This window comes from Enterobacter sp. CPE_E1241 (assembly GCF_045618265.1).
Taxonomy (GTDB): domain Bacteria; phylum Pseudomonadota; class Gammaproteobacteria; order Enterobacterales; family Enterobacteriaceae; genus Enterobacter; species Enterobacter adelaidei.
The window spans coordinates 4,235,264-4,256,982 of record NZ_JBIWYV010000001.1; the positions used below are offsets into that span (position 1 = coordinate 4,235,264).

Sequence of the window (21,719 nt, forward strand, 5' to 3'; positions counted from 1 at the left end):
ACCCTCTCCCTGTGGGAGAGGGAGAAAAACGAACGGGCCAATTGGCCCGTTTTTTTACTGACTGTCTTTCTGGATTTTCTTAATGATGTTGGTGGTTGAACACCCGTCCTCAAAGTTGAGCACCATCACTTCGCCGCCGTTGGCCCAGACCTCTTCGCTGCCCGCAATTTGATCCGGCTTGTAATCGCCACCTTTCACCAGCAGGTCCGGCAGAATACCGGCAATCAGACGCTGCGGCGTGTCTTCTTCAAACGACACCACCCAGTCCACGGCTTCCAGCGCACCGAGAACGATCATACGCTGTTCCAGCGGGTTCACCGGACGCGTTTCACCCTTCAGACGCTTCGTTGACGCATCACTGTTCACTGCCACAATCAGACGATCGCCCAGCTTGCGCGCATTCGCCAGATACGAAACATGGCCCGCGTGCAGAATGTCAAACACACCGTTGGTCATCACCACTTTCTCACCGCGCTTACGCGCTGCGGCAACGGCGGCTTTCAGTTCGTCTTCGCTCATCACACCGAAACCGGTGTCTGCACGGCCACGCACGGCATTTTCCAGCTCAATAGGCGAAACGGTTGAAGTACCGAGTTTGCCGACGACGACACCCGCCGCTGCATTAGCAAAGTAACAGGCTTCTTCAAGGGAATTCCCGGCTGCAAGCGTCGCCGCCAGCACGCCAATCACCGTATCGCCAGCACCGGTCACGTCATACACTTCCTGCGCCTGAGTGGGCATATGCAGGGGTGCTTTGCCTGGTTGAATCAGGGTCATCCCCTGCTCTGAACGGGTCACCAGCAGTGCAGACAGCTCGAAATCAGCAATGATCTTCATGCCACGTTCGACAATTTCTGCTTCCGTTTTGCACTTACCCGCCACCGCTTCAAACTCGGAAAGATTTGGCGTCAGCAGCGTTGCGCCGCGATAGCGCTCAAAATCGGTGCCTTTCGGGTCGATCAGCACCGGCACGTTGGCTTTACGCGCGAGCTGAATCATCGTCTGCACGCTCGCCAGCGCACCTTTGGCATAGTCGGACAGAACCAGCGCACCAATATTACCCAGCGCCTGATTAATACGCTCGTGCAGCGGCTCAGGGTCAACTCCCTCGAACCCTTCTTCAAAGTCGAGGCGGATTAACTGCTGGTTGCGCGACAGCACGCGCAGTTTGGTGATCGTCGGGTGGGTCGGTACAGAAACGAAGTCACACTTCACGTTCACGTCCGCCAGTGACTTGCTCAGCGCACGCGCCGCATCGTCGATGCCGGTCAAGCCCACCAGACGCGAATGCGCGCCCAGAGAGGCAATGTTCATCGCCACGTTTGCCGCGCCGCCGGGACGCTCTTCAATGGTGTCGACCTTAACCACCGGTACCGGCGCTTCCGGAGAGATGCGGCTGGTTGGCCCATACCAGTAGCGATCCAGCATCACATCCCCGACAACCATAACTCCAGCACGTTCAAACTCTGGCAGTGTTACTTTCATTCCTGACTCCAGAAAGATTCACAATTTGCGCGCGATAATATCACACTTGTTTTGTTACGCACGGTTCCACCAGCCACTTCTGCCAGCTTGCCGTCACCTGAGCGCGTTCACTGCTGAAACAGTCCAGCGCCACATGCCCCGGTTGTTCCTGCAGCGCCAGGTGGTGCAGCTCATCGCGTAGCGTGGTATAGGCGCGGGTTAACGCCTGTGCCTCCTGCTCGTCCATAATGTCGTTTTGCGCGAGCAGTTCCAGAATGCGTACATTGTCCGACCAGCGTGTCAGCTTCGGTTTATCGTGCGCGTGCAGCAGCACCAGGTACTGGGTAATAAACTCAATATCGGTAATCCCCCCCTCATCGGCTTTGATATCAAAGCGATCGCGATGTTTATTGCCCAGATGCGCGCGCATTTTCTCGCGCATTTCCCGCACTTCAGTTTGCAACGTGGCACCTTCTCGCACCGTCGTCATGACATCCTTACGGATGACGTCAAACTGCGTTTTAAGCTGCGGATCGCCGTACACCACGCGGGCACGCACCAGCGCCTGATGCTCCCACGTCCAGGCTTCGTTCTTCTGGTAATCAGCAAAGGACTCCGTCGAGGTGACCAGCATGCCCGCCGCGCCGGAGGGTCGCAGACGTGCATCCACTTCGTACAAAATGCCGGATGAGGTACGGGTGCTGAACAGGTGCATAATGCGCTGGGCCAGACGCAGATAGAACTGGCGCCCGTCAATCTCACGTTCGCCGTCAGTCATCACGTCGACCGGGCAATCGTGCAGGAAGATTAAATCCAGATCGGAGCTATAGCCCAGCTCCCAGCCGCCGAGCTTGCCGTACCCCACCACCGCAAAACCACGACCCTCACGGTCGGCCAGGTGTTTCGGCTGGCCGTAGCGAGCCACCATCTGCACCCAGGCCTGATGCACGACCGCGTCGATGATCGCTTCCGCAAGCCAGGTTAAGTGATCGCTCACTTTCATCACCGGCAGCGTTCCGGCGATATCTGCCGCTGCCACGCGCAGCATCTGTGCCTGCTTAAACTGACGCAACGCCTCCAGCTGCTGCTCTTCGTCCTCTTCCGGCACCCGCAGCAGATATTGGCGCAGCTCGTCCCGGTAGGCGTCCGTCGCCGTCGGTTGGTAGAGCGTATTCGGGTCGAGCAGTTCGTCGAGCAACAGCGGATAACGCGCCAGCTTGTTGGCCACCATCGGCGACGCAGCGCAGAGCGTAATCAGATGTTTAAGCGCCCCTGGAAACTCGCTCAATAGTTCAAGGTACGTGGTACGCGTGATAATCCCACTCAGCAGCGGCATCATGCGCGACAGCGGCACCGGCGCATCCGCGCGGGAGCAAACCTCGCTCAGCAGATGCGGCATCAAATGATCAAGTACCTGCCGACCACGTGGCCCAATCGCACGTTTATTCAGTTCAAGACGAAAATCAGCAATCAGTGCCACTATACGATGGCGGGCGTCGTCACTCAGGTGTGCCAGCACTGGCGTAGTGTCATCTTCCTGAAGCGCATCCTGCCATAGCTCGCGCCAGTGCTCGGAAAGCGCATCGTCCTGCGATTCACTTTCGTCATCGCCAATCAGGTCGTTAAAGATACGGCGTACGCCTGCCATATGCGCATCCAGCCGTTCGGTCAGCATTGACCAGTCATCTGCGCGCATCCCCCAGGCAAGACGCGCCCGGTTCAGATCATCCGCTGGCAGGGTCTGGGTCTGTTCGTCGTTGATACTTTGCAGCAGGTTCTCCAGACGACGCAGGAACAGATAGGCCTCGCGCAGGGTTTGCGCGTCACCGTCCGGTAACAGGTGAAGCTGCTCAATCGCTGTCAGCGTTGGCAGCAACGAACGTGATTGCAGGGACGGCTCACGCCCGCCGCGAATAAGCTGGAAGACCTGGACGACAAATTCGATTTCGCGGATACCGCCTGCACCGAGCTTAATATTGTCTTTCAGCCCACGGCGGCGCACTTCTCGGGCAATCATCCCTTTCATGTTTCTCAGGGACTGGATCACGCTGAAGTCAATGTAACGGCGGAACACGAACGGGCGCAGCATGGCGCGCAATTCGTTGGCGTAGGCATCGTCGCTGTCACCCATGATCCGCGCTTTAACCATGGCGTAGCGTTCCCAGTCGCGCCCCTGCTCCTGGTAATAATCTTCCAGTGCGGCAAAGCTCAACACAAGCGGGCCGCTGTCGCCAAAGGGACGCAGACGCATGTCCACGCGGTAGACGAAACCATCCTGCGTCGGCTGATCCAGGGCCTTAATCAGACGCTGGCCGAGTCGGGTAAAGAACTGGGCGTTATCCAGCTCACGGCGCCCGCCGCGCGTAGAGCCGTTCTCCGGCCAGGCAAAAATCAGATCGATATCGGAGGAGAAGTTAAGCTCGCAACCGCCCAGCTTACCCATCCCCAGAATCAACAGTGGCTGAGGAACCCCTTCCTCGCTGCACGGTGTTCCCCACTCTTTACAGCAGGCGGCGTAGAGCCAGTCTCGCGCAGCAACAATCAACGTCTGTGCCAGCTCACTTAGCTGCTGTAACGTGCTCTCTTCGCTGACCAGCGCCAGAGATTGCGCCCAGGCAATACGCACCATTACCCGGCGACGGAACTGGCGCAGGACGCGCATCAGCGTTGCTTCATCCGCAACTTCAGCAAGCGCGGTTTGCAACCAGTCAGCATAATGCCGCCACTCTTCTGCCTGTGGCGGTGACTTTTCAAGCTCCACCAGCCAGTCCGGGTTGGCGGTGATACTTTCCTGCACAAAATCACTGAAAGTGAGCACGCTCTTCGCCTGCTCGCTTAATGATGACACTGGTAATGACTCAGGCAGACGTTCGCAAACGGTCTGCCACTGCTGCTGTAACTGCGAAGAAAGCGGCATGATTGGGGTTCCTTGCCAGAGTTAACGTTTTCCGCTGTGCAGCCAGAACGGCTCCTGCGAAATGGCCTCGTTACGGAAATGCTCAATCTCAATATGCTGACGGGTTTCAATGGCATGCTTCAACCCCTGCCAGTTCTCCAGCCAGGCCTGAGCCTTCACGCCGTCATAGGCACCGGAAAGCAGCTGCATGCTGTCGATATTGCGCGAAAGACGAGGAAGCTGATCGCCATACTGGTCACCCAGCGGGTAAGCAAAGGTGCTCTTCAGCTCGGCGGCATGACGAGAGAGATGAATATCCGCGAAACGTTTGAAGTTCTCCGCGATTTTGGTCTGCGCTTTCGCATCCAGGAAAGTACGCCAGCCACGCGTGACCAGAAACTCGGTCAGCGCCAGTTTTGCCGTCGCCGTTTGCGGGCTATAGATCGCTGTTTGTGCCGATACGTCGGAGAGCATCAGAGTTTCGGTTTGCGTTAGCAGGTCACGTAAGTGAGCGCTAGCTTTGCGAGGAACAATACCGCCGAACAGCGTCAGGGTATGGCGCACCAGGGCAATCGCCGCCAGCACGTGGGATTTCGCGTTTTTCACATTTCGCGCCCACAGCTCTTCATGATACTGCCACTGCGAGAGCGCCAGCTCCAGCGCGGCTTCCAGCCCCTGCTCTACGCTGGTTTTCGGCGCAACGTGCAAAATCGTCGTCTCTTTCACCACGCGTGGCACATTGCCGGCCGCCAGGTGGTAACCGCGCGCGGCTTTACTCAGGCTTCCCTGACGTAATCCGGACTGGTTCACCAGCTTGCGTGCCAGCTTCAGCACATCGTTCGCATCCCCTTCCAGCAGTTCAAGCTCCAGTTCGCAGATCGGCTCCTGGAACTCACCCGCCTTCACCTCACCTAAATCCAGCGCGATTTCAATGCGGCTCTTGCCTTCCGTCACCAGCCATTTTTCACGCCAGAAATCGGTACTGAACAGGGGCTGTACGTCTGCGGATAAGGTTTCTGGCAGTTTACCCTCAGGCCAAACTTCTGTCGGGAAACGTTCCAGCTCAAGTTCTGGCTTACTGATGTCGATATTGTATTCCGGGCGCTGATGTAAACCGCCAACCACGCGACCGGCAATTTTCATCGTCATCTCGTAGCGTCCGTTCGCGCCACGGATGCGTAGCCCCATATCGTGGCGGCGAAGCCAGTTGTCTGGCGTTTCGTAATAGATATTAAGCAGTTGTACCGGTGCATGGTGTTCGCCGGAAAGCGTGTGCAGATGCTGACGAAGAGCGTCAATGCTGTCTTTTTCGACGATAAACTTTAATTCAATTTCTTGTGCCATAGCCTTGTACTTTTGCGGGCGTCACAGACGCGTCAATGAGGGCGAACTTCCTCGCCATTTGTTTGTCAGTACATAGTATTTTGCGCCAAATTGCCATGCAATGAGCAATTTGACGGGCGTAAATGTGTAGAGTCGTGACACAGATGATTCTGATTGCTGACGAATGCTTTGCGTAGAGACACTGTTGCCACTACTATCGTTCCACTATTTATGAAAATAACGACTAATGATGCTTAAATTACGCCTGATTGGACTTACTTTACTCGCTTTTAGCGCCGCAACCACCGTGCACGCTGAAGAGAAGCGTTACGTTTCTGACGAACTGAACACCTGGGTACGCAGTGGCCCCGGAGATAATTATCGCCTCGTGGGCACGGTAAATGCCGGCGAGGAAGTCACCCTGTTACAGACCAACGCGGACACCAACTATGGCCAGGTTCGCGACAGTACCGGCCGTACGTCCTGGATCCCGCTGAAAGAGCTGAGCACCGTGCCAAGCCTGCGCACGCGCGTGCCGGATCTGGAAAACCAGGTGAAAACCCTGACCGACAAGCTGAATAACATCGACGGAACCTGGAACCAACGCACCGCTGAAATGCAGCAGAAAGTGGCGCAGAGTGACGGTGTGATCAACGGTCTGAAAGAAGAGAACCAAAAACTCAAAAACGAGCTGATTGTCGCGCAGAAGAAAGTGAATGCCGCCAATCTGCAGCTCGACGACAAACAGCGCACCATCATCATGCAGTGGTTTATGTATGGCGGTGGCGTGCTGGGCGTGGGTCTGGTGCTCGGTCTGGTGCTGCCGCATCTGATCCCAAGCCGTAAGCGTAAAGACCGCTGGATGAACTAACTCGTCTTCTCTGCCAGACTTACGTATGATCCTGGAAAAAGAGAAAACGGGAGTGTAGGGCGTGAAGAGTTATCTGGTCGGTGGTGCGGTACGTGATGCGTTGTTAGGTCTGCCGGTCAAAGATAAAGACTGGGTGGTGGTCGGTGCCACCCCCGAAGAGATGCTCAACGCGGGCTACCAGCAGGTAGGCCGCGATTTTCCCGTATTCCTGCACCCAAAAAGCCGGGAAGAGTACGCCCTCGCGCGTACCGAACGGAAATCCGGTTCTGGCTACACGGGTTTCACCTGTTATGCCGCGCCGGATGTCACGCTGGAGCAAGATCTCCTGCGTCGCGATCTCACCATCAACGCGCTGGCACAGGATGAGCAGGGTCAGATTATTGACGCTTATGGCGGTCAGGACGATCTGCGTAACCGCCTTTTACGTCACGTCTCCCCGGCGTTTTCTGAAGATCCGCTCCGCGTTCTGCGCGTGGCGCGTTTTGCCGCGCGTTATGCCCACCTGAGTTTCCGAATTGCCGATGAGACAATGGCGCTGATGACCGCCATGACCGAGGCGGGTGAACTTGAACACCTGACGCCAGAGCGCGTCTGGAAAGAGACGGAAAATGCCCTGACCACGCGCAACCCACAGGTCTTTTTCCAGGTCCTGCGCGACTGCGGCGCGCTGAAGGTGCTGTTCCCGGAAATCGACGCACTGTTTGGTGTCCCTGCACCAGCGAAATGGCACCCGGAAATTGATACCGGCGTTCATACCCTGATGACGCTCAGTATGGCGGCTATGCTCAGCCCCGATGTCGACATCCGTTTTTCCACCCTGTGCCACGATCTGGGCAAAGGCTTAACGCCAAAAGAGTTCTGGCCGCGTCATCACGGGCATGGCCCGGCAGGCGTGAAGCTGGTCGAGGGGCTTTGTCAGCGTCTGCGCGTGCCGAATGAGATCCGCGATCTGGCGAAACTGGTGGCCGAGTTCCACGACCTGATCCACACCTTCCCTATTCTGAAACCGGCCACCATCGTCAAGCTGTTCGATAACATTGACGCCTGGCGCAAACCTCACCGCGTGGAGCAAATCGCCCTGACCAGTGAAGCTGACGTGCGTGGGCGCACCGGGTTTGAAGCGTGTGATTACCCGCAGGGACGTTTATTGCGTAAAGCCTGGGAAGTCGCGAAAGCGGTGCCAACGAAGGATGTTGTCGAAGCGGGCTTTAAAGGACCAGAGATCCGTGAAGAACTAACCAGACGTCGGATTCAGGCGGTGTCTGACTGGAAGGAAAAGCATTGCCCTCAGCCGAAAGACTGAGGGTAATCGGTCAGAAGAAGACCACGTAAACCGCTGCCGCCACGATAAAGCGATAGATCGCGAACGGAATAAACGAGATACGCTTAATCAACTGCAGGAAAGTTTTAATGGCAATCAGCGCCACGATAAAGGCGGTGATGAAACCAACGGCGAACATCGGAATGTCACCCGTGGTGAGGAACCCAATGCTTTTGTAGACGTCGAGTGCAGTGGCTCCCATCATCATCGGTACTGCCAGCAGGAACGAAAACTCAGAGGCCGCATAACGGCTTACGCCCATCAGCATCCCGCCAGAAATGGTCGCGCCTGAACGTGAGAAGCCCGGCCACAGTGCCAGGCACTGGAAGCAACCAATCATAAACGCCTGACGGTAGGTCATGTCATCCAGACCTTCCGCACGCGGGGTTTTCGGCTTCAGCACTTCCGCCGCGATCAGCAGGAAACCACCCACGACCAACGCGTACATCACGTTAATTGGGTTAAACAGAGATTTAATGGCGTCGTGGAACACCAGACCCAGCACCACCGCAGGGATCATCCCGAGCAGAATATGGATCAGTGACAGTCGGCCTTTACCCATACCTTCGTGCTGAGGCGGACGGCCAAAGTGGATGCCGATCAGACCAAACAGACGACGCCAGAACATCACCACTACCGCCAGAATAGAACCCAGTTGGATGACCACTTCAAACGTTTTAGCGGTATCGCCTTCAAAGCCCAGCAGATGGCCAACGATAATCATATGGCCCGTACTGGAAACCGGCAAAAACTCCGTCAATCCTTCGACCACACCCAGTATTGCCGCCACCAGCAGCGAGTGCATATCGCTCATCTATAAACCCCTAAGAAGATATAAAAAAACGGTGCCCCATGCGGACAACCGAGAAAGATACAGCGTTAAGACCGGTATAACCTAAAATGGTTTAGCTATTATGACGTTAAATCTTGCCTTTCAGATTTGTGCCACGCTCAATAATAACGCCAACATTGGTGGCGCGCGCCACTGCTCCTGGTTTACTTAACTTAATGCGCACCCACGGTGAATTGAATTTTTTCAGCAGCAATTCTGCGACTTCTTCAGCCACCCGTTCGACCAGCGCAAAACGTTGCCCTTCAACGTGGGCGATGACCGTTTCACTGATATCGGCATAGCTCAGACAGTCATTCACGTCATCACTTTTTGCTGACTTACGGTTATCCCAGCCCATTTCGATATCGAACACCAGCTTCTGCTCAATGGTCTGTTCCCAGTCGTAAACACCAATAGTGGTGATTACCGAAAGTTGCTCTATAAATACAATATCCATCACGACCTGCCTGCTTTTTGGCTAAACCGGATACCACTTCCGGCGAATTATGCGTATTATCCACAGATGCTGAGAATACAGATACATTTTCAAAACGGAACAGCGTTATGAGTGCAATCGCGCCTGGAATGATCCTCCTCGCCTATCTTTGCGGCTCAATCTCCAGCGCCATTCTGGTCTGCCGCATTGCAGGGTTACCCGACCCGCGTGAAAGTGGTTCCGGGAACCCGGGGGCGACCAACGTACTACGAATTGGCGGCAAGGGTGCAGCCGTAGCGGTTTTGATTTTTGATGTTCTGAAAGGGATGCTACCCGTCTGGGGCGCATATGCGCTGGGCGTCACGCCGTTCTGGCTGGGGCTCATTGCCATCGCTGCCTGTGTCGGCCACATCTGGCCTGTATTCTTCGGATTTAAAGGTGGCAAAGGCGTTGCAACCGCCTTTGGTGCCATTGCGCCTATCGGCTGGGACTTAACCGGCGTCATGGCCGGCACCTGGCTGCTGACCATTCTTCTGAGCGGCTACTCGTCACTGGGTGCCATTGTCAGCGCGCTGATCGCCCCGTTTTACGTCTGGTGGTTCAAACCTCAATTCACCTTCCCGGTGTCGATGCTCTCTTGCCTTATCCTGCTGCGTCATCACGACAATATCCAGCGCCTGTGGCGTCGCCAGGAGACCAAAATCTGGACAAAGCTCAAGAGAAAGAAAAAAGAGCCTGAGTAATCGCGCGACACCCGCAGCAGATAACGTATCCATAAGCGACTCATATGACAGCCTTCATTTCCGCCAGGGCATACTGAAACGTATCCCGATGGTGAGCAAATGGATGCAGCATGTTAGCAGCTCAGGTCACTGATACTACGTATAAAGGCTGGCAGGCGTCGCTTGCCCTGCAGTTTTGTCACACGCCTGAGAAAACCCTCCTGCATTCCGCTCATCACCTCGGGCCACTTACGGTTCAGCGTCCGTTTTACCCGGAAGGGGATACCTGCCACCTTTACCTGCTGCATCCGCCCGGCGGAATTGTGGGTGGCGATACGCTGGACATTTCCGTTCGGCTGGACGCCAAAAGCCATGCGCTCATCACCATGCCCGGTGCCAGTAAGTTCTATCGCAGCAGTGGCCCGCAGGCTCGTCTGAGCCAGCACTTTTATCTCGATGAAGACGCCACGCTGGAGTGGTTGCCGCAGGACACCATTATCTTTCCCGGCGCGAACGCCGCGCTGCGCTCCGTTTTCCACCTGAAGGCCTCCAGTACATTGATGGCCTGGGAGCTGTACTGTCTGGGGCGACCGGTGATCGGTGAGACCTTCAGCCACGGCAGGCTGGAGAGCCGCCTTGAAATCTGGATTGAAGACGAACCTCGCCTGATTGAGCGTCAGCATCTTAGCGATGGCGATCTCACGCCCGTTGCCGGGCATCCGTGGGTCGGCACGCTGCTGTTCTATCCGGCCAGGGAAGAGCATCTCGACAGAGTACGTGAACTGCTTACACCACTGGAAAACGTTGCCGGGGCAACCCTTACTGACGATCTGCTGTCGGTGCGCTTTCTCTCTCACGATAACCTGATTTGTCAGCGAGTGATGCGCGATATCTGGCAGTCGCTTCGCCCGCTTTTATCCCACAAAACCGCCTGTTCGCCGCGTATCTGGCAGACATAAGAGAAACGTTATGGAACTGACCCCCAGAGAAAAAGACAAGCTGTTGCTGTTCACCGCCGCGCTGGTTGCCGAACGCCGCCTTGCACGCGGGGTAAAGCTCAATTATCCGGAATCCGTCGCGTTGATCAGCGCCTTTATTATGGAAGGTGCGCGCGATGGCGAAACCGTCGCCTCACTGATGGAGGCGGGCCGCCATGTCCTCACACGCGACCAGGTGATGGAAGGTGTACCCGAGATGATCCCCGACATTCAGGTAGAAGCCACCTTCCCCGACGGTTCAAAGCTCGTCACTGTCCATAACCCGATCGTCTAAGGAGCGCGTGATGATCCCAGGTGAATACCAGATCCAGCCCGGAAATATTGCCATCAACGTAGGGCGAGCAACGCAGAGTGTGATCGTCGAAAACCACGGTGACAGGCCGATCCAGGTGGGATCGCACTACCACTTTTACGAGGTCAACCCGGCGCTGAAGTTCGACCGGGCGATAACCAAAGGCTACCGGCTGAATATTCCGGCCGGGACCGCCGTACGTTTCGAACCCGGCCAAAAACGCGAAGTGACGCTGGTTCAGATCAGCGGCGCGAAGCGCATTGTCGGTTTTCGCGGTGAGGTGATGGGAGAAGTGAACAATGGCTGAGATTTCACGTCAGGCCTACGCCGACATGTTCGGCCCCACCACGGGAGATAAAGTGCGGCTGGCCGACAGCGATCTGTGGATCGAAGTGGAAGAGGATCTCACTGTTTACGGTGAAGAGGTCAAATTCGGCGGCGGAAAAGTGATCCGCGACGGCATGGGTCAAGGACAAATGACAACGGATCAATGCGTGGATCTGGTTCTCACCAACGCGCTGATAGTTGATCACTGGGGGATCGTGAAAGCCGATATCGGCGTGAAGAACGGGCGGATCTTTGCCGTCGGTAAAGCCGGTAACCCGGATATTCAGCCCGGCGTGACGATCCCGATTGGCGCGGCAACGGAAGTAATTGCCGCCGAGGGGAAGATCGTCACCGCCGGCGGGATCGACACCCACATTCACTGGATCTGCCCGCAGCAGGCGGAAGAGGCGCTGGTCTCCGGCGTCACGACCATGATCGGCGGCGGTACCGGGCCCGCTGCAGGCACCAACGCCACGACCTGCACGCCGGGGCCGTGGTATATCGCCCGCATGTTACAGGCCGCAGATACGCTGCCGGTGAATATTGGTCTGCTCGGCAAGGGTAACGGCTCAAACCCGGACGCTCTGCGCGAGCAGATCGCCGCCGGTGCTATCGGGCTTAAGATCCACGAAGACTGGGGTGCCACGCCTGCCGCCATCAACTGTTCTCTGGAGGTCGCAGACGAGATGGATATACAGGTGGCGCTGCACAGCGACACGCTGAACGAATCCGGGTTTGTCGAAGATACGCTGGCGGCGATTGGCGGGCGTACCATCCACACCTTCCACACCGAAGGCGCGGGCGGCGGCCACGCGCCGGATATCATCACCGCCTGCGCGCACCCGAATATTCTGCCCTCCTCCACCAACCCGACGCTGCCCTACACGGTGAACACCATCGACGAGCATCTCGACATGCTGATGGTCTGCCATCACCTCGATCCGGATATTGCTGAGGACGTCGCCTTTGCGGAATCACGTATTCGCCGTGAAACCATCGCCGCTGAAGATGTGCTGCACGATATCGGCGCATTTTCGCTCACCTCGTCAGATTCTCAGGCGATGGGCCGCGTGGGGGAAGTGATTATCCGCACCTGGCAGGTGGCGCACCGCATGAAGGTGCAGCGCGGCCCCCTGCCGGAAGAGACTGGCGATAACGACAACTTCCGCGTAAAGCGCTATGTCGCCAAATACACCATCAACCCGGCGCTGACCCACGGTATCGCCCATGAAGTGGGTTCGATTGAGGCGGGAAAACTGGCGGATCTGGTGGTCTGGTCCCCGGCATTCTTTGGCGTCAAACCCGCCACCATCGTCAAAGGCGGGATGATCGCCTGCGCGCCAATGGGTGATATCAACGCCTCTATCCCCACGCCGCAGCCAGTCCATTACCGCCCGATGTTTGGCGCACTCGGTGCCGCGCGCCACGCCACGCGGCTGACGTTTATCTCGCAGGCCGCCAGTGCGAACGGCATCCCACAGCAGCTCAATCTGCAAAGTGGCACCGCCGTGGTGAAAGGCTGCCGGACGGTGAAAAAGGCGGACATGATCCACAACGGCCTTCAGCCGAATATCACCGTTGATTCGCAGACCTATGAAGTGCGCGTCGACGGCGAACTGATTACCAGCGAACCGGCTGACGTTCTGCCGATGGCGCAACGCTATTTCCTGTTTTGAGGAGTGATGATGATCTATTTAACCCAACGCCTGGACCATGCCCATCCCGTAACCTCCAGCGTCACGCTGCCGATTGACGTGCGGGTGAAAAGCCGCGCCCGCGTGGCGCTGAACGACGGGCGCGAAGCCGGGCTAATGCTGCCGCGCGGCTTGCTGCTGCGCGGCGGAGACCTGCTCTGCAACGAAGACGGCAGCGAAGTCATTGAAGTGATTGCCGCTCCGGAGTCCGTCTCTGTGGTGCGCTGCGCCGATCCATTCCTGCTCGCCCGCGCCTGTTATCACCTGGGCAACCGTCATGTGCCGCTGCAAATCATGCCCGGCGAGCTGCGCTATCACCACGATCATGTTCTCGACGATATGCTGCGCCAGTTCGGGCTTGAGGTGACGTTTGCCAGCCTGCCATTTGAACCCGAAGCAGGGGCCTACACCAGCGAGGCCCATAGTCATAGCCACTCTCACGCTCATTCACATTAAGGATTAATCATGCGCAAGTACTTACCCCTGTTCCTTCTGGCTTTTTCCCTGCCTGCGCTGGCACATCCGGGACACGGAGCCGACAGCTTCCATGCCGGATTTTTCCACCCGCTGACCGGCCTCGATCATCTGCTGATGCTGACAGGTGCAGGCGTGCTCTCCGCCCTGAGCGGCCGCAAGTTGATACTGCCCTTTGCCACCCTCGGCATGATGCTTGTCGGCGCCATTGCGGGCAGTCTGCTTGGTGGCTTTAGCGGCATGGAGATGCTGATTATCGCCTCGCTGGCGGTCTGCGGCGTGATGATGTTTAAAACCGAAAACCGTCTGCTGCTGGCAGTCCCTGCCCTGGCGATGTTCCACGGCTGGGCGCACGGTGTGGAGATGTCCGGCCACAGCTTCTGGCTGTTCACCAGCGGGTTCATGTTTGCCAGCGCCACCGTACTGTGCGCCAGTTTTGCCGCAGGGTTGCTGCTGCGCCGTCACGATGGGCTGCGTAAAACCTTCGGCGGCGGACTGATTGTCTCCGCCCTGCTGGCGCTGATGAGCTAATGGAGCACGCCCGCCAGTGGCTGCGCCTGATGCAGCTTTCCAGCAGCAGCCTGCCGGTCGGGTCATTTACCTGGTCACAGGGGCTGGAATGGGCTGTTGAAGCCGGTTGGGTCACGAGTACCGATGCCTTAAAACGCTGGCAGACGCAGCAGATGGAGCAGAGTTTTTTCTGCGTCGATCTGCCGCTGTTTATCCGCCTGTATCAGGCCTGTGAGCAACAGGATCTCGTTACAGCCAAACGCTGGACAGCGTATCTGCTCGCCTGCCGGGAAACGCGCGAACTCCGTGAAGAGGAGCGCAATCGCGGAGCGGCCTTTACGCGCCTCATCAAAAGCTGGGAGCCGGACTGCTCGCCCGAATGGCTGCCGCTGTTTACGCAAAGCCAGCTCTGCGGCATGGCGTGGCTCGGCGTGCGCTGGGGCATCGGCGTGCGCGAGCTGGCTCTGAGTCTCGGCTACAGCTGGATAGAGAGCGCGGTCATGGCAGGCGTGAAGCTGGTGCCGTTTGGGCAACAGGCCGCGCAGCAGCTGATTATCGACCTGAGCAACCATTTTGCCGACGGGCTTGAACAGGCATTTTTGCGCAGTGATGACGAGATAGGCGCGGCGACACCGCTGTCCGCTATCGCCTCTGCGCGCCACGAAACACAATATTCACGACTATTCCGTTCCTGAGGAGTCAATATGGCTGATTACAAACATCCCCTGCGCGTCGGCGTCGGCGGCCCGGTAGGGTCGGGCAAAACTGCGTTGCTGGAAGCACTGTGCAAAGCGATGCGCGACACCTATCACCTGGCGGTGGTGACGAACGATATCTACACCAAAGAGGATCAGCGCATCCTGACCGAAGCGGGCGCGCTGGAGCCGGAACGCATCGTGGGCGTGGAGACCGGTGGCTGCCCGCATACCGCCATCCGTGAAGATGCCTCGATGAACCTGGCCGCAGTAGAAGCATTAAGCGAGAAATTCGGTAATCTGGATCTGATCTTCGTTGAAAGTGGCGGCGATAACCTGAGTGCGACCTTCAGTCCCGAACTGGCAGACCTGACGATCTACGTGATCGACGTGGCCGAGGGGGAGAAGATCCCGCGCAAGGGAGGGCCAGGGATCACCAAATCCGATTTCCTGGTGATCAACAAAACCGATCTCGCGCCGTACGTGGGTGCTTCGCTGGAGGTGATGGAGCGCGACACCAACCGCATGCGCGGTGAACGTCCTTGGACGTTCACCAACCTGAAGGCAGGTGACGGGTTAGCGACGATTATTGGTTTTTTAGAAGAGAAAGGAATGTTGCGGGTGTAGTCGTAAATTTCCCTCTCCCCTATGGGGAGAGGGTTAGGTTGAGGGGGTTACGCCTCAGGCAGTTCCGCCAGCGGCCAGCGCGGACGCACGGAGACGCTCAGATCGGACGTTGCACCGGCGTTCAGACGTACCATCCCGGCGTAGGCAATCATCGCACCGTTGTCGGTACAAAATTCCGGACGCGCGTAGAACACTTCCCCACGACGCTTTTGCATCATCTCAGCAAGCTTCGCACGCAGCGTACGGTTGGCGCTGACGCCGCCAGCCATCACCAGACGCTTAAAACCGGTCTGATCCAGCGCGCGTTTGCACTTGATCATCAGCGTATCGACTACCGCATCTTCGAACGCGCGGGCGATATCGGCGCGGGTCTGCTCGCTATCATCGTTATTACGAATGGTATTGGCGGCGAAGGTTTTCAGGCCAGAGAAGCTGAAGTCCAGCCCCGGACGGTCGGTCATCGGACGCGGGAAGACAAAGCGCCCTTCCGTACCCTGCGACGCCATCTTAGAAAGCATTGGGCCGCCAGGATAATCCAGCCCCAGCAGCTTGGCGGTTTTGTCGAACGCTTCACCGGCGGCGTCGTCGATCGACTCACCCAGCAGCTCATACTTGCCAATGCCCGTCACGCTAATCAGCTGGGTATGACCGCCAGAAACCAGCAGTGCCACAAACGGAAACTCAGGTGGGTTATCTTCCAGCATCGGCGCCAGCAGATGCCCTTCCATATGGTGAACCGGAATGGCCGGCACATCCCATGCAAAGGCCAGCGAACGCCCAACCGTTGCACCCACCAGCAGGGCACCGACCAGACCCGGGCCTGCGGTATACGCCACGGCATCAATATCTGTTGAACTCAACCCGGCCTCTTTCAGTGCCGCCTGAATCAGGGGAACCGTTTTACGCACGTGGTCACGAGAGGCCAGTTCTGGCACGACGCCGCCGTAGTCAGCGTGCAATTTCACCTGACTATACAGTTGGTTGGCCAGAAGCCCTTTCTCGTCGTCGTAAATGGCAATGCCGGTTTCATCGCAGGATGTTTCAATACCCAGTACACGCATGACTTATTTTACCTCGTTTCAATACCGCGCAGTGTAGAGCCTGGGCGGGTTGATGTAAAACTTTGTTCGCCCCAGGAAGAAGGCTCGTGTATACTCCTCACCCTTATTAAAGTCCCTTTCAAAATCGCATCGGTGCTTTACAAAGCAGCAGCATTTGCAGTAAAATTCCGCACCATTTTGAAATAAGCTGGCGTTGATGCCAGCGGCAAACCGAATTTATTAAAGGTGAGAGTTACATGCCGGTAATTAAAGTACGTGAAAACGAGCCGTTCGACGTAGCACTGCGTCGCTTCAAACGTTCATGCGAGAAAGCAGGTGTTCTGGCTGAAGTTCGTCGTCGTGAGTTCTATGAAAAACCAACGACCGAACGTAAGCGCGCTAAAGCTTCTGCAGTGAAACGTCACGCGAAGAAACTGGCTCGCGAAAACGCACGCCGTACTCGTCTGTACTAATTGGTTGAGGGCCTCAGCCCTCAATTGACAGACAGAGTAATAGTCGTAAGGCCGTGCTTCCGGAAGGAATGCGCGGCTTGTTTTCGTTTATAAGTCGCTTAAATTTTTGGGGCATATGGCCGGAAGAATCCCACGCGTTTTCATCAATGACCTGCTCGCCAGAACCGACATCGTCGATCTCATCGACGCGCGGGTAAAGCTGAAAAAGCAGGGCAAGAACTACCATGCGTGCTGTCCGTTCCATAACGAAAAAACCCCCTCCTTCACCGTAAACGGTGAAAAGCAGTTTTACCATTGCTTCGGCTGTGGTGCTCACGGTAACGCCGTTGATTTTTTAATGAACTACGACAAGCTCGAGTTCGTTGAAACCGTCGAAGAACTGGCGGCAATGCATAACCTTGAAGTGCCGTATGAAGCAGGCAGTGGGCCAAGCCAGATAGAGCGCCATCAACGGCAAACGCTGTATCAGCTGATGGATGGCCTGAATTCGTTTTACCAACAGTCTCTTAAGCACTCTGCGGCTGAGCCTGCGCGTCAGTATCTGAACAAGCGCGGACTGAGCGACGATGTCATTGCGCGTTTCGCTATTGGTTACGCCCCGCCCGGCTGGGATAACGTGTTAAAGCGTTTTGGCGGCAATAGCGAAGATCGTAAATCCCTCATCGATGCAGGCATGCTGGTCACCAATGACCAGGGACGAAGCTACGACCGCTTCCGCGAACGGGTGATGTTCCCGATCCGCGACAAGCGTGGACGGGTAATAGGTTTTGGTGGTCGCGTATTGGGTGATGCCCTGCCGAAATACCTCAACTCCCCGGAAACCGATATTTTCCATAAAGGCCGTCAGCTGTATGGCCTTTATGAGGCGCAGCAAGATAATGCGGAACCTCCGCGTCTTCTGGTCGTCGAAGGCTATATGGACGTCGTTGCACTGGCGCAGTACGACATTAACTACGCCGTTGCATCGTTAGGGACGTCCACCACGGCCGATCATATTCAGTTGCTGTTCAGGGTGACCAACAATGTCATCTGCTGTTACGACGGTGACCGCGCAGGACGGGATGCAGCCTGGCGCGCGCTGGAAACGGCACTTCCTTACATGACCGACGGGCGTCAATTGCGCTTTATGTTCCTGCCCGACGGTGAAGACCCGGATACGCTGGTGCGTAAAGAGGGCAAAGCGGCGTTTGAAGCGCGGATGGAGCAGGCTCAGCCACTCTCCACGTTTTTGTTTAACAGCCTGATGCCGCAGGTGGATTTGAGTACCCCTGACGGGCGCGCGCAGCTCAGTACGCTGGCACTGCCGTTAATCAGCCAGGTGCCGGGCGAAACGCTGCGTATCTATCTGCGTCAGGAGTTAGGCAACAAGCTTGGCATTCTGGATGACAGCCAGCTTGAACGTTTAATGCCAAAACAGGCTGAAAATGGTGCGGTTCGCCCCGCGCCTCAGCTAAAACGCACAACCATGCGTATACTGATAGGGTTACTGGTGCAAAACCCCGAACTTGCTCCGCAAGTGCCGTCGCTGGCGGGTTTGAACCACGAAAAATTGCCCGGACTTGGCTTATTTTCAGAATTGGTCAACACTTGTTTGTCGCAACCAGGTCTGACCACCGGACAACTTTTAGAACATTATCGCGGCACAAAAGAGGCCGCAACCCTTGAAAAACTGTCGATGTGGGACGATATAGCAGATAAGGATATTGCAGAGAAAACGTTCACCGACTCACTCAACCATATGTTTGATTCGATGCTTGAGCTGCGCCAGGAAGAGTTGATTGCTCGCGAGCGCACGCACGGTTTGAGCAGCGAAGAACGCCGGGAACTCTGGATGATTAACCAGGAACTGGCGAAGAAATAAAAGAACTTAACGGCTTAAGTGCCGAATATCGATCGGGAAGCCCCCGGCAGCCGCACTGAGAGGCAGCGGCAAAAATATAAGTACGCCCTCGCTTTAAAGGTTGGCAGCCCCATCGCCGACACCAATCAAACGAATTAAGTGTGGATACCGTCTTATGGAGCAAAACCCGCAGTCACAGCTGAAACTTCTTGTCCAACGCGGTAAGGAGCAAGGCTATCTGACCTATGCCGAGGTCAATGACCATCTGCCGGAAGATATCGTCGATTCAGATCAAATCGAAGACATCATCCAAATGATCAATGACATGGGCATTCAGGTGATGGAAGAAGCACCGGATGCCGATGATCTGTTGCTGGCTGAAACCTCCAACAACACTGATGAAGATGCGGAAGAAGCTGCTGCACAGGTACTGTCCAGCGTGGAATCTGAAATCGGGCGTACCACTGACCCGGTCCGCATGTACATGCGCGAAATGGGTACCGTTGAACTGTTGACCCGCGAAGGCGAAATTGACATCGCAAAACGCATCGAAGACGGGATCAACCAGGTTCAGTGCTCTGTTGCCGAATACCCGGAAGCGATCACCTATCTGCTGGAGCAGTACGATCGCGTTGAAGCGGAAGAAGCGCGCCTGTCGGACCTGATCACCGGTTTTGTCGACCCGAACGCCGAAGAAGATATGGCACCCACCGCCACTCACGTCGGTTCTGAACTGTCTCAGGAAGAGATGGATGATGACGAAGACGAAGATGAGGAAGACGGCGACGACGACAGCAGCGATGATGACAACAGCATCGACCCTGAACTGGCGCGTGAGAAGTTTGCCGAACTGCGTACCCAGTACGAAGTGACGCGTGACACCATCAAAGCGAAAGGCCGCAGCCATGCCGCCGCTCAGGAAGAGATCCTGAAACTGTCTGAAGTGTTCAAACAGTTCCGCCTGGTGCCAAAACAGTTCGACTACCTGGTGAACAGCATGCGCGTGATGATGGATCGCGTACGTACCCAGGAACGCATCATCATGAAGCTGTGCGTTGAGCAGTGCAAAATGCCGAAGAAGAACTTCATCACCCTCTTCACCGGCAACGAAACCAGCGAAACCTGGTTCAACGCAGCTATCGCGATGAACAAGCCGTGGTCTGAAAAACTGCACGACGTGAAGGACGATGTGCATCGTGGCCTGCAGAAGCTGCAACAGATTGAAGAAGAGACCGGCCTGACCATCGAACAGGTTAAAGACATCAACCGTCGTATGTCCATCGGTGAAGCGAAAGCCCGCCGTGCGAAGAAAGAGATGGTTGAAGCGAACTTGCGTCTGGTTATCTCTATCGCTAAGAAATACACCAACCGTGGTCTGCAGTTCCTGGATCTGATTCAGGAAGGCAACATCGGTCTGATGAAAGCGGTAGATAAGTTTGAATACCGTCGTGGCTACAAGTTCTCCACCTATGCAACCTGGTGGATCCGTCAGGCGATCACCCGCTCTATCGCGGATCAGGCGCGCACCATCCGTATTCCGGTGCATATGATTGAGACCATCAACAAGCTCAACCGTATTTCTCGCCAGATGCTGCAGGAAATGGGTCGCGAACCGACGCCGGAAGAGCTGGCTGAGCGCATGCTGATGCCAGAAGACAAAATCCGTAAAGTGCTGAAGATCGCCAAAGAGCCAATCTCCATGGAAACACCAATCGGTGACGATGAAGATTCGCATCTGGGTGATTTCATCGAGGATACCACCCTCGAGCTGCCGCTGGACTCTGCCACCACCGAGAGCCTGCGTGCCGCGACGCACGACGTTCTGGCTGGCCTGACCGCCCGTGAAGCAAAAGTTCTGCGTATGCGTTTCGGTATCGACATGAACACCGACCACACGCTGGAAGAAGTGGGTAAACAGTTTGACGTTACCCGCGAACGTATCCGTCAGATCGAAGCGAAGGCGCTGCGTAAACTGCGCCATCCAAGCCGCTCTGAAGTGCTGCGTAGCTTCCTGGACGACTAACCAGTCCTGACAGAGAAAAAGCTCCCTTCGGGGAGCTTTTTTTTGTTTATTCCCTCTCAGGGCGAGGGCATCAGGCCGGAGAGGCCCCTAAAGCCCCCGCACCATCAACGCCTCATCCAGCTCCCGATACGCCTCTACCAGCTTATCCAGTGTTGCTCTGTTGAGCCCGCTCGGGTTCGGCAACACCCACACCTGCGTAACGCCAATCATGATGCTCTGCTTGCCCCACTTCGTTCCACGCTGGCTGAACGCCTGCTCGTAGGCCTGCTTACCGAGGATTGCCAGAGCTGCCGGCTGATAATCGTCTATTTTCTTGATCAGCTCCCGCCCGCCGCTACGCAGTTCATGCAGGTTGACCTCCGTTGCCTGCACCGTAGGACGCTCGACCAGCATGGTGATACCGCAGCGCGTATCCAGAAGGTGTTGCTCTTCTTCGGGCTTGAGCAAACGGTCAGTAAACCCCGCCTGATGGATAACCTTCCAGAAACGATTCCCCGGATGGGCGAAGTGAAAACCGGTGTGCGCCGAGGACTTACCCGGGTTAATTCCGCAGAACACCACCCGCAGGCCAGGGGCCAGAATGTCGTTGATCATCTTTACTCCCACTGATACATCATTATGGAAGTATAAAGGATTGATTATGCATTGTTTATAAAAACAGCAGGCAGGTTTGAATGGCTGGATTGCTGAGGGGAGTTACTTTATAATTCACCGCCACGGCCCCTTAGCTCAGTGGTTAGAGCAGGCGACTCATAATCGCTTGGTCGCTGGTTCAAGTCCAGCAGGGGCCACCAAATTTAAGCTTTAAAATCATATAATTAAGCCACTCTAGTGAGTGGCTTTTTTGTTGTGGGAATTGCG

Annotated in this window: 21 protein-coding genes and 1 tRNA gene; 15 read left to right on the top strand and 7 right to left on the bottom strand. The window is 56.2% G+C overall.

Annotated features, from left to right (window positions below):
* Nucleotides 1-54: 54 nt before the first annotated feature.
* Genes hldE through ACJ9Y9_RS20720 form a run of 3 tightly spaced genes read right to left on the bottom strand, consistent with a single transcriptional unit; the run spans nt 55 to nt 5,704 of the window.
* Complete coding sequence (hldE, locus tag ACJ9Y9_RS20710) at nt 55-1,485, bottom strand: bifunctional D-glycero-beta-D-manno-heptose-7-phosphate kinase/D-glycero-beta-D-manno-heptose 1-phosphate adenylyltransferase HldE (RefSeq protein ID WP_028017145.1); 1,431 nt, start codon at nt 1,483-1,485, stop codon at nt 55-57.
* Between the two features lie 40 nt (nt 1,486-1,525).
* Nucleotides 1,526-4,381, bottom strand: coding sequence for a bifunctional [glutamate--ammonia ligase]-adenylyl-L-tyrosine phosphorylase/[glutamate--ammonia-ligase] adenylyltransferase (gene glnE / locus ACJ9Y9_RS20715; RefSeq protein WP_028017144.1), 2,856 nt, complete (start codon nt 4,379-4,381; stop codon nt 1,526-1,528).
* Nucleotides 4,382-4,402: 21 nt separating this feature from the next.
* Nucleotides 4,403-5,704, bottom strand: coding sequence for an inorganic triphosphatase (locus tag ACJ9Y9_RS20720; protein ID WP_028017143.1), 1,302 nt, complete (start codon nt 5,702-5,704; stop codon nt 4,403-4,405).
* Nucleotides 5,705-5,933: 229 nt separating this feature from the next.
* Between ACJ9Y9_RS20720 and ACJ9Y9_RS20725 the strand changes: the two genes are divergently transcribed.
* Both ACJ9Y9_RS20725 and ACJ9Y9_RS20730 read left to right on the top strand, forming a co-directional pair.
* Complete coding sequence (locus ACJ9Y9_RS20725) at nt 5,934-6,554, top strand: TIGR04211 family SH3 domain-containing protein (protein ID WP_028017142.1); 621 nt, start codon at nt 5,934-5,936, stop codon at nt 6,552-6,554.
* 61 nt (nt 6,555-6,615) lie between these two features.
* Nucleotides 6,616-7,857 (top strand): multifunctional CCA addition/repair protein, encoded by a 1,242-nt coding sequence (locus ACJ9Y9_RS20730; protein WP_028017141.1) that lies wholly within the window; start codon nt 6,616-6,618, stop codon nt 7,855-7,857.
* Nucleotides 7,858-7,867: 10 nt separating this feature from the next.
* On the opposite strand, the gene bacA is transcribed toward ACJ9Y9_RS20730, so the two are convergent.
* Nucleotides 7,868-8,689: an undecaprenyl-diphosphate phosphatase gene (gene bacA / locus ACJ9Y9_RS20735; RefSeq protein ID WP_032666809.1), complete on the bottom strand. Its 822-nt coding sequence runs from the start codon at nt 8,687-8,689 to the stop codon at nt 7,868-7,870.
* Nucleotides 8,690-8,795: 106 nt separating this feature from the next.
* Nucleotides 8,796-9,164 (bottom strand): bifunctional dihydroneopterin aldolase/7,8-dihydroneopterin epimerase, encoded by a 369-nt coding sequence (gene folB, locus ACJ9Y9_RS20740; RefSeq protein WP_028017139.1) that lies wholly within the window; start codon nt 9,162-9,164, stop codon nt 8,796-8,798.
* 107 nt (nt 9,165-9,271) lie between these two features.
* Between folB and plsY the strand changes: the two genes are divergently transcribed.
* The 9 genes from plsY (at nt 9,272) to ureG (ending at nt 15,482) form a co-directional block, all read left to right on the top strand.
* Nucleotides 9,272-9,886, top strand: coding sequence for a glycerol-3-phosphate 1-O-acyltransferase PlsY (gene plsY / locus ACJ9Y9_RS20745; RefSeq protein WP_028017138.1), 615 nt, complete (start codon nt 9,272-9,274; stop codon nt 9,884-9,886).
* A gap of 110 nt (nt 9,887-9,996) precedes the next feature.
* Complete coding sequence (locus tag ACJ9Y9_RS20750; RefSeq protein WP_028017137.1) at nt 9,997-10,824, top strand: urease accessory protein UreD; 828 nt, start codon at nt 9,997-9,999, stop codon at nt 10,822-10,824.
* A gap of 10 nt (nt 10,825-10,834) precedes the next feature.
* Nucleotides 10,835-11,137, top strand: a complete 303-nt coding sequence (locus ACJ9Y9_RS20755) for an urease subunit gamma (protein ID WP_003862556.1) — start codon at nt 10,835-10,837, stop codon at nt 11,135-11,137.
* Between the two features lie 10 nt (nt 11,138-11,147).
* Nucleotides 11,148-11,462 (top strand): urease subunit beta, encoded by a 315-nt coding sequence (locus ACJ9Y9_RS20760; RefSeq protein WP_028017136.1) that lies wholly within the window; start codon nt 11,148-11,150, stop codon nt 11,460-11,462.
* Nucleotides 11,455-13,158, top strand: coding sequence for an urease subunit alpha (gene ureC / locus ACJ9Y9_RS20765; RefSeq protein WP_028017135.1), 1,704 nt, complete (start codon nt 11,455-11,457; stop codon nt 13,156-13,158). The genes ACJ9Y9_RS20760 and ureC overlap by 8 nt, the downstream gene beginning before the upstream one ends.
* A 9-nt stretch (nt 13,159-13,167) precedes the next feature.
* Nucleotides 13,168-13,632, top strand: a complete 465-nt coding sequence (gene ureE, locus ACJ9Y9_RS20770) for an urease accessory protein UreE (protein WP_028017134.1) — start codon at nt 13,168-13,170, stop codon at nt 13,630-13,632.
* Nucleotides 13,633-13,641: 9 nt separating this feature from the next.
* Nucleotides 13,642-14,181 carry a HupE/UreJ family protein gene (locus tag ACJ9Y9_RS20775; protein WP_028017133.1) on the top strand — a complete coding sequence of 180 codons (540 nt, stop codon included), beginning with the start codon at nt 13,642-13,644 and terminating at the stop codon, nt 14,179-14,181.
* Entirely contained in the window at nt 14,181-14,855 is a 675-nt protein-coding gene (locus ACJ9Y9_RS20780; RefSeq protein ID WP_028017132.1) for an urease accessory protein UreF, read from the top strand. The genes ACJ9Y9_RS20775 and ACJ9Y9_RS20780 overlap by 1 nt, the downstream gene beginning before the upstream one ends.
* Before the next feature lie 9 nt (nt 14,856-14,864).
* Complete coding sequence (ureG, locus tag ACJ9Y9_RS20785; RefSeq protein WP_028017131.1) at nt 14,865-15,482, top strand: urease accessory protein UreG; 618 nt, start codon at nt 14,865-14,867, stop codon at nt 15,480-15,482.
* 47 nt (nt 15,483-15,529) lie between these two features.
* Here ureG and tsaD read toward each other — a convergent pair whose 3' ends face one another.
* Complete coding sequence (gene tsaD, locus ACJ9Y9_RS20790) at nt 15,530-16,543, bottom strand: tRNA (adenosine(37)-N6)-threonylcarbamoyltransferase complex transferase subunit TsaD (protein ID WP_028017130.1); 1,014 nt, start codon at nt 16,541-16,543, stop codon at nt 15,530-15,532.
* Between the two features lie 236 nt (nt 16,544-16,779).
* Here tsaD and rpsU point away from each other — a divergent pair, with 236 nt between their 5' ends.
* From rpsU to rpoD, 3 genes are all read left to right on the top strand, one after another.
* A complete protein-coding gene (rpsU, locus tag ACJ9Y9_RS20795; RefSeq protein ID WP_001144069.1) occupies nt 16,780-16,995 on the top strand; it encodes a 30S ribosomal protein S21 in 216 nt (71 codons plus the stop codon).
* Nucleotides 16,996-17,110: 115 nt separating this feature from the next.
* Entirely contained in the window at nt 17,111-18,856 is a 1,746-nt protein-coding gene (gene dnaG, locus ACJ9Y9_RS20800) for a DNA primase (protein ID WP_023294585.1), read from the top strand.
* Between the two features lie 154 nt (nt 18,857-19,010).
* A complete protein-coding gene (rpoD, locus tag ACJ9Y9_RS20805; protein WP_028017129.1) occupies nt 19,011-20,858 on the top strand; it encodes an RNA polymerase sigma factor RpoD in 1,848 nt (615 codons plus the stop codon).
* Between the two features lie 87 nt (nt 20,859-20,945).
* On the opposite strand, the gene mug is transcribed toward rpoD, so the two are convergent.
* Nucleotides 20,946-21,452: a G/U mismatch-specific DNA glycosylase gene (mug, locus tag ACJ9Y9_RS20810; RefSeq protein ID WP_028021370.1), complete on the bottom strand. Its 507-nt coding sequence runs from the start codon at nt 21,450-21,452 to the stop codon at nt 20,946-20,948.
* Nucleotides 21,453-21,576: 124 nt separating this feature from the next.
* On the opposite strand from mug, the gene ACJ9Y9_RS20815 reads away from it, so the two are divergent.
* Nucleotides 21,577-21,652 (top strand) — tRNA-Ile (locus ACJ9Y9_RS20815).
* Nucleotides 21,653-21,719: the final 67 nt, after the last annotated feature.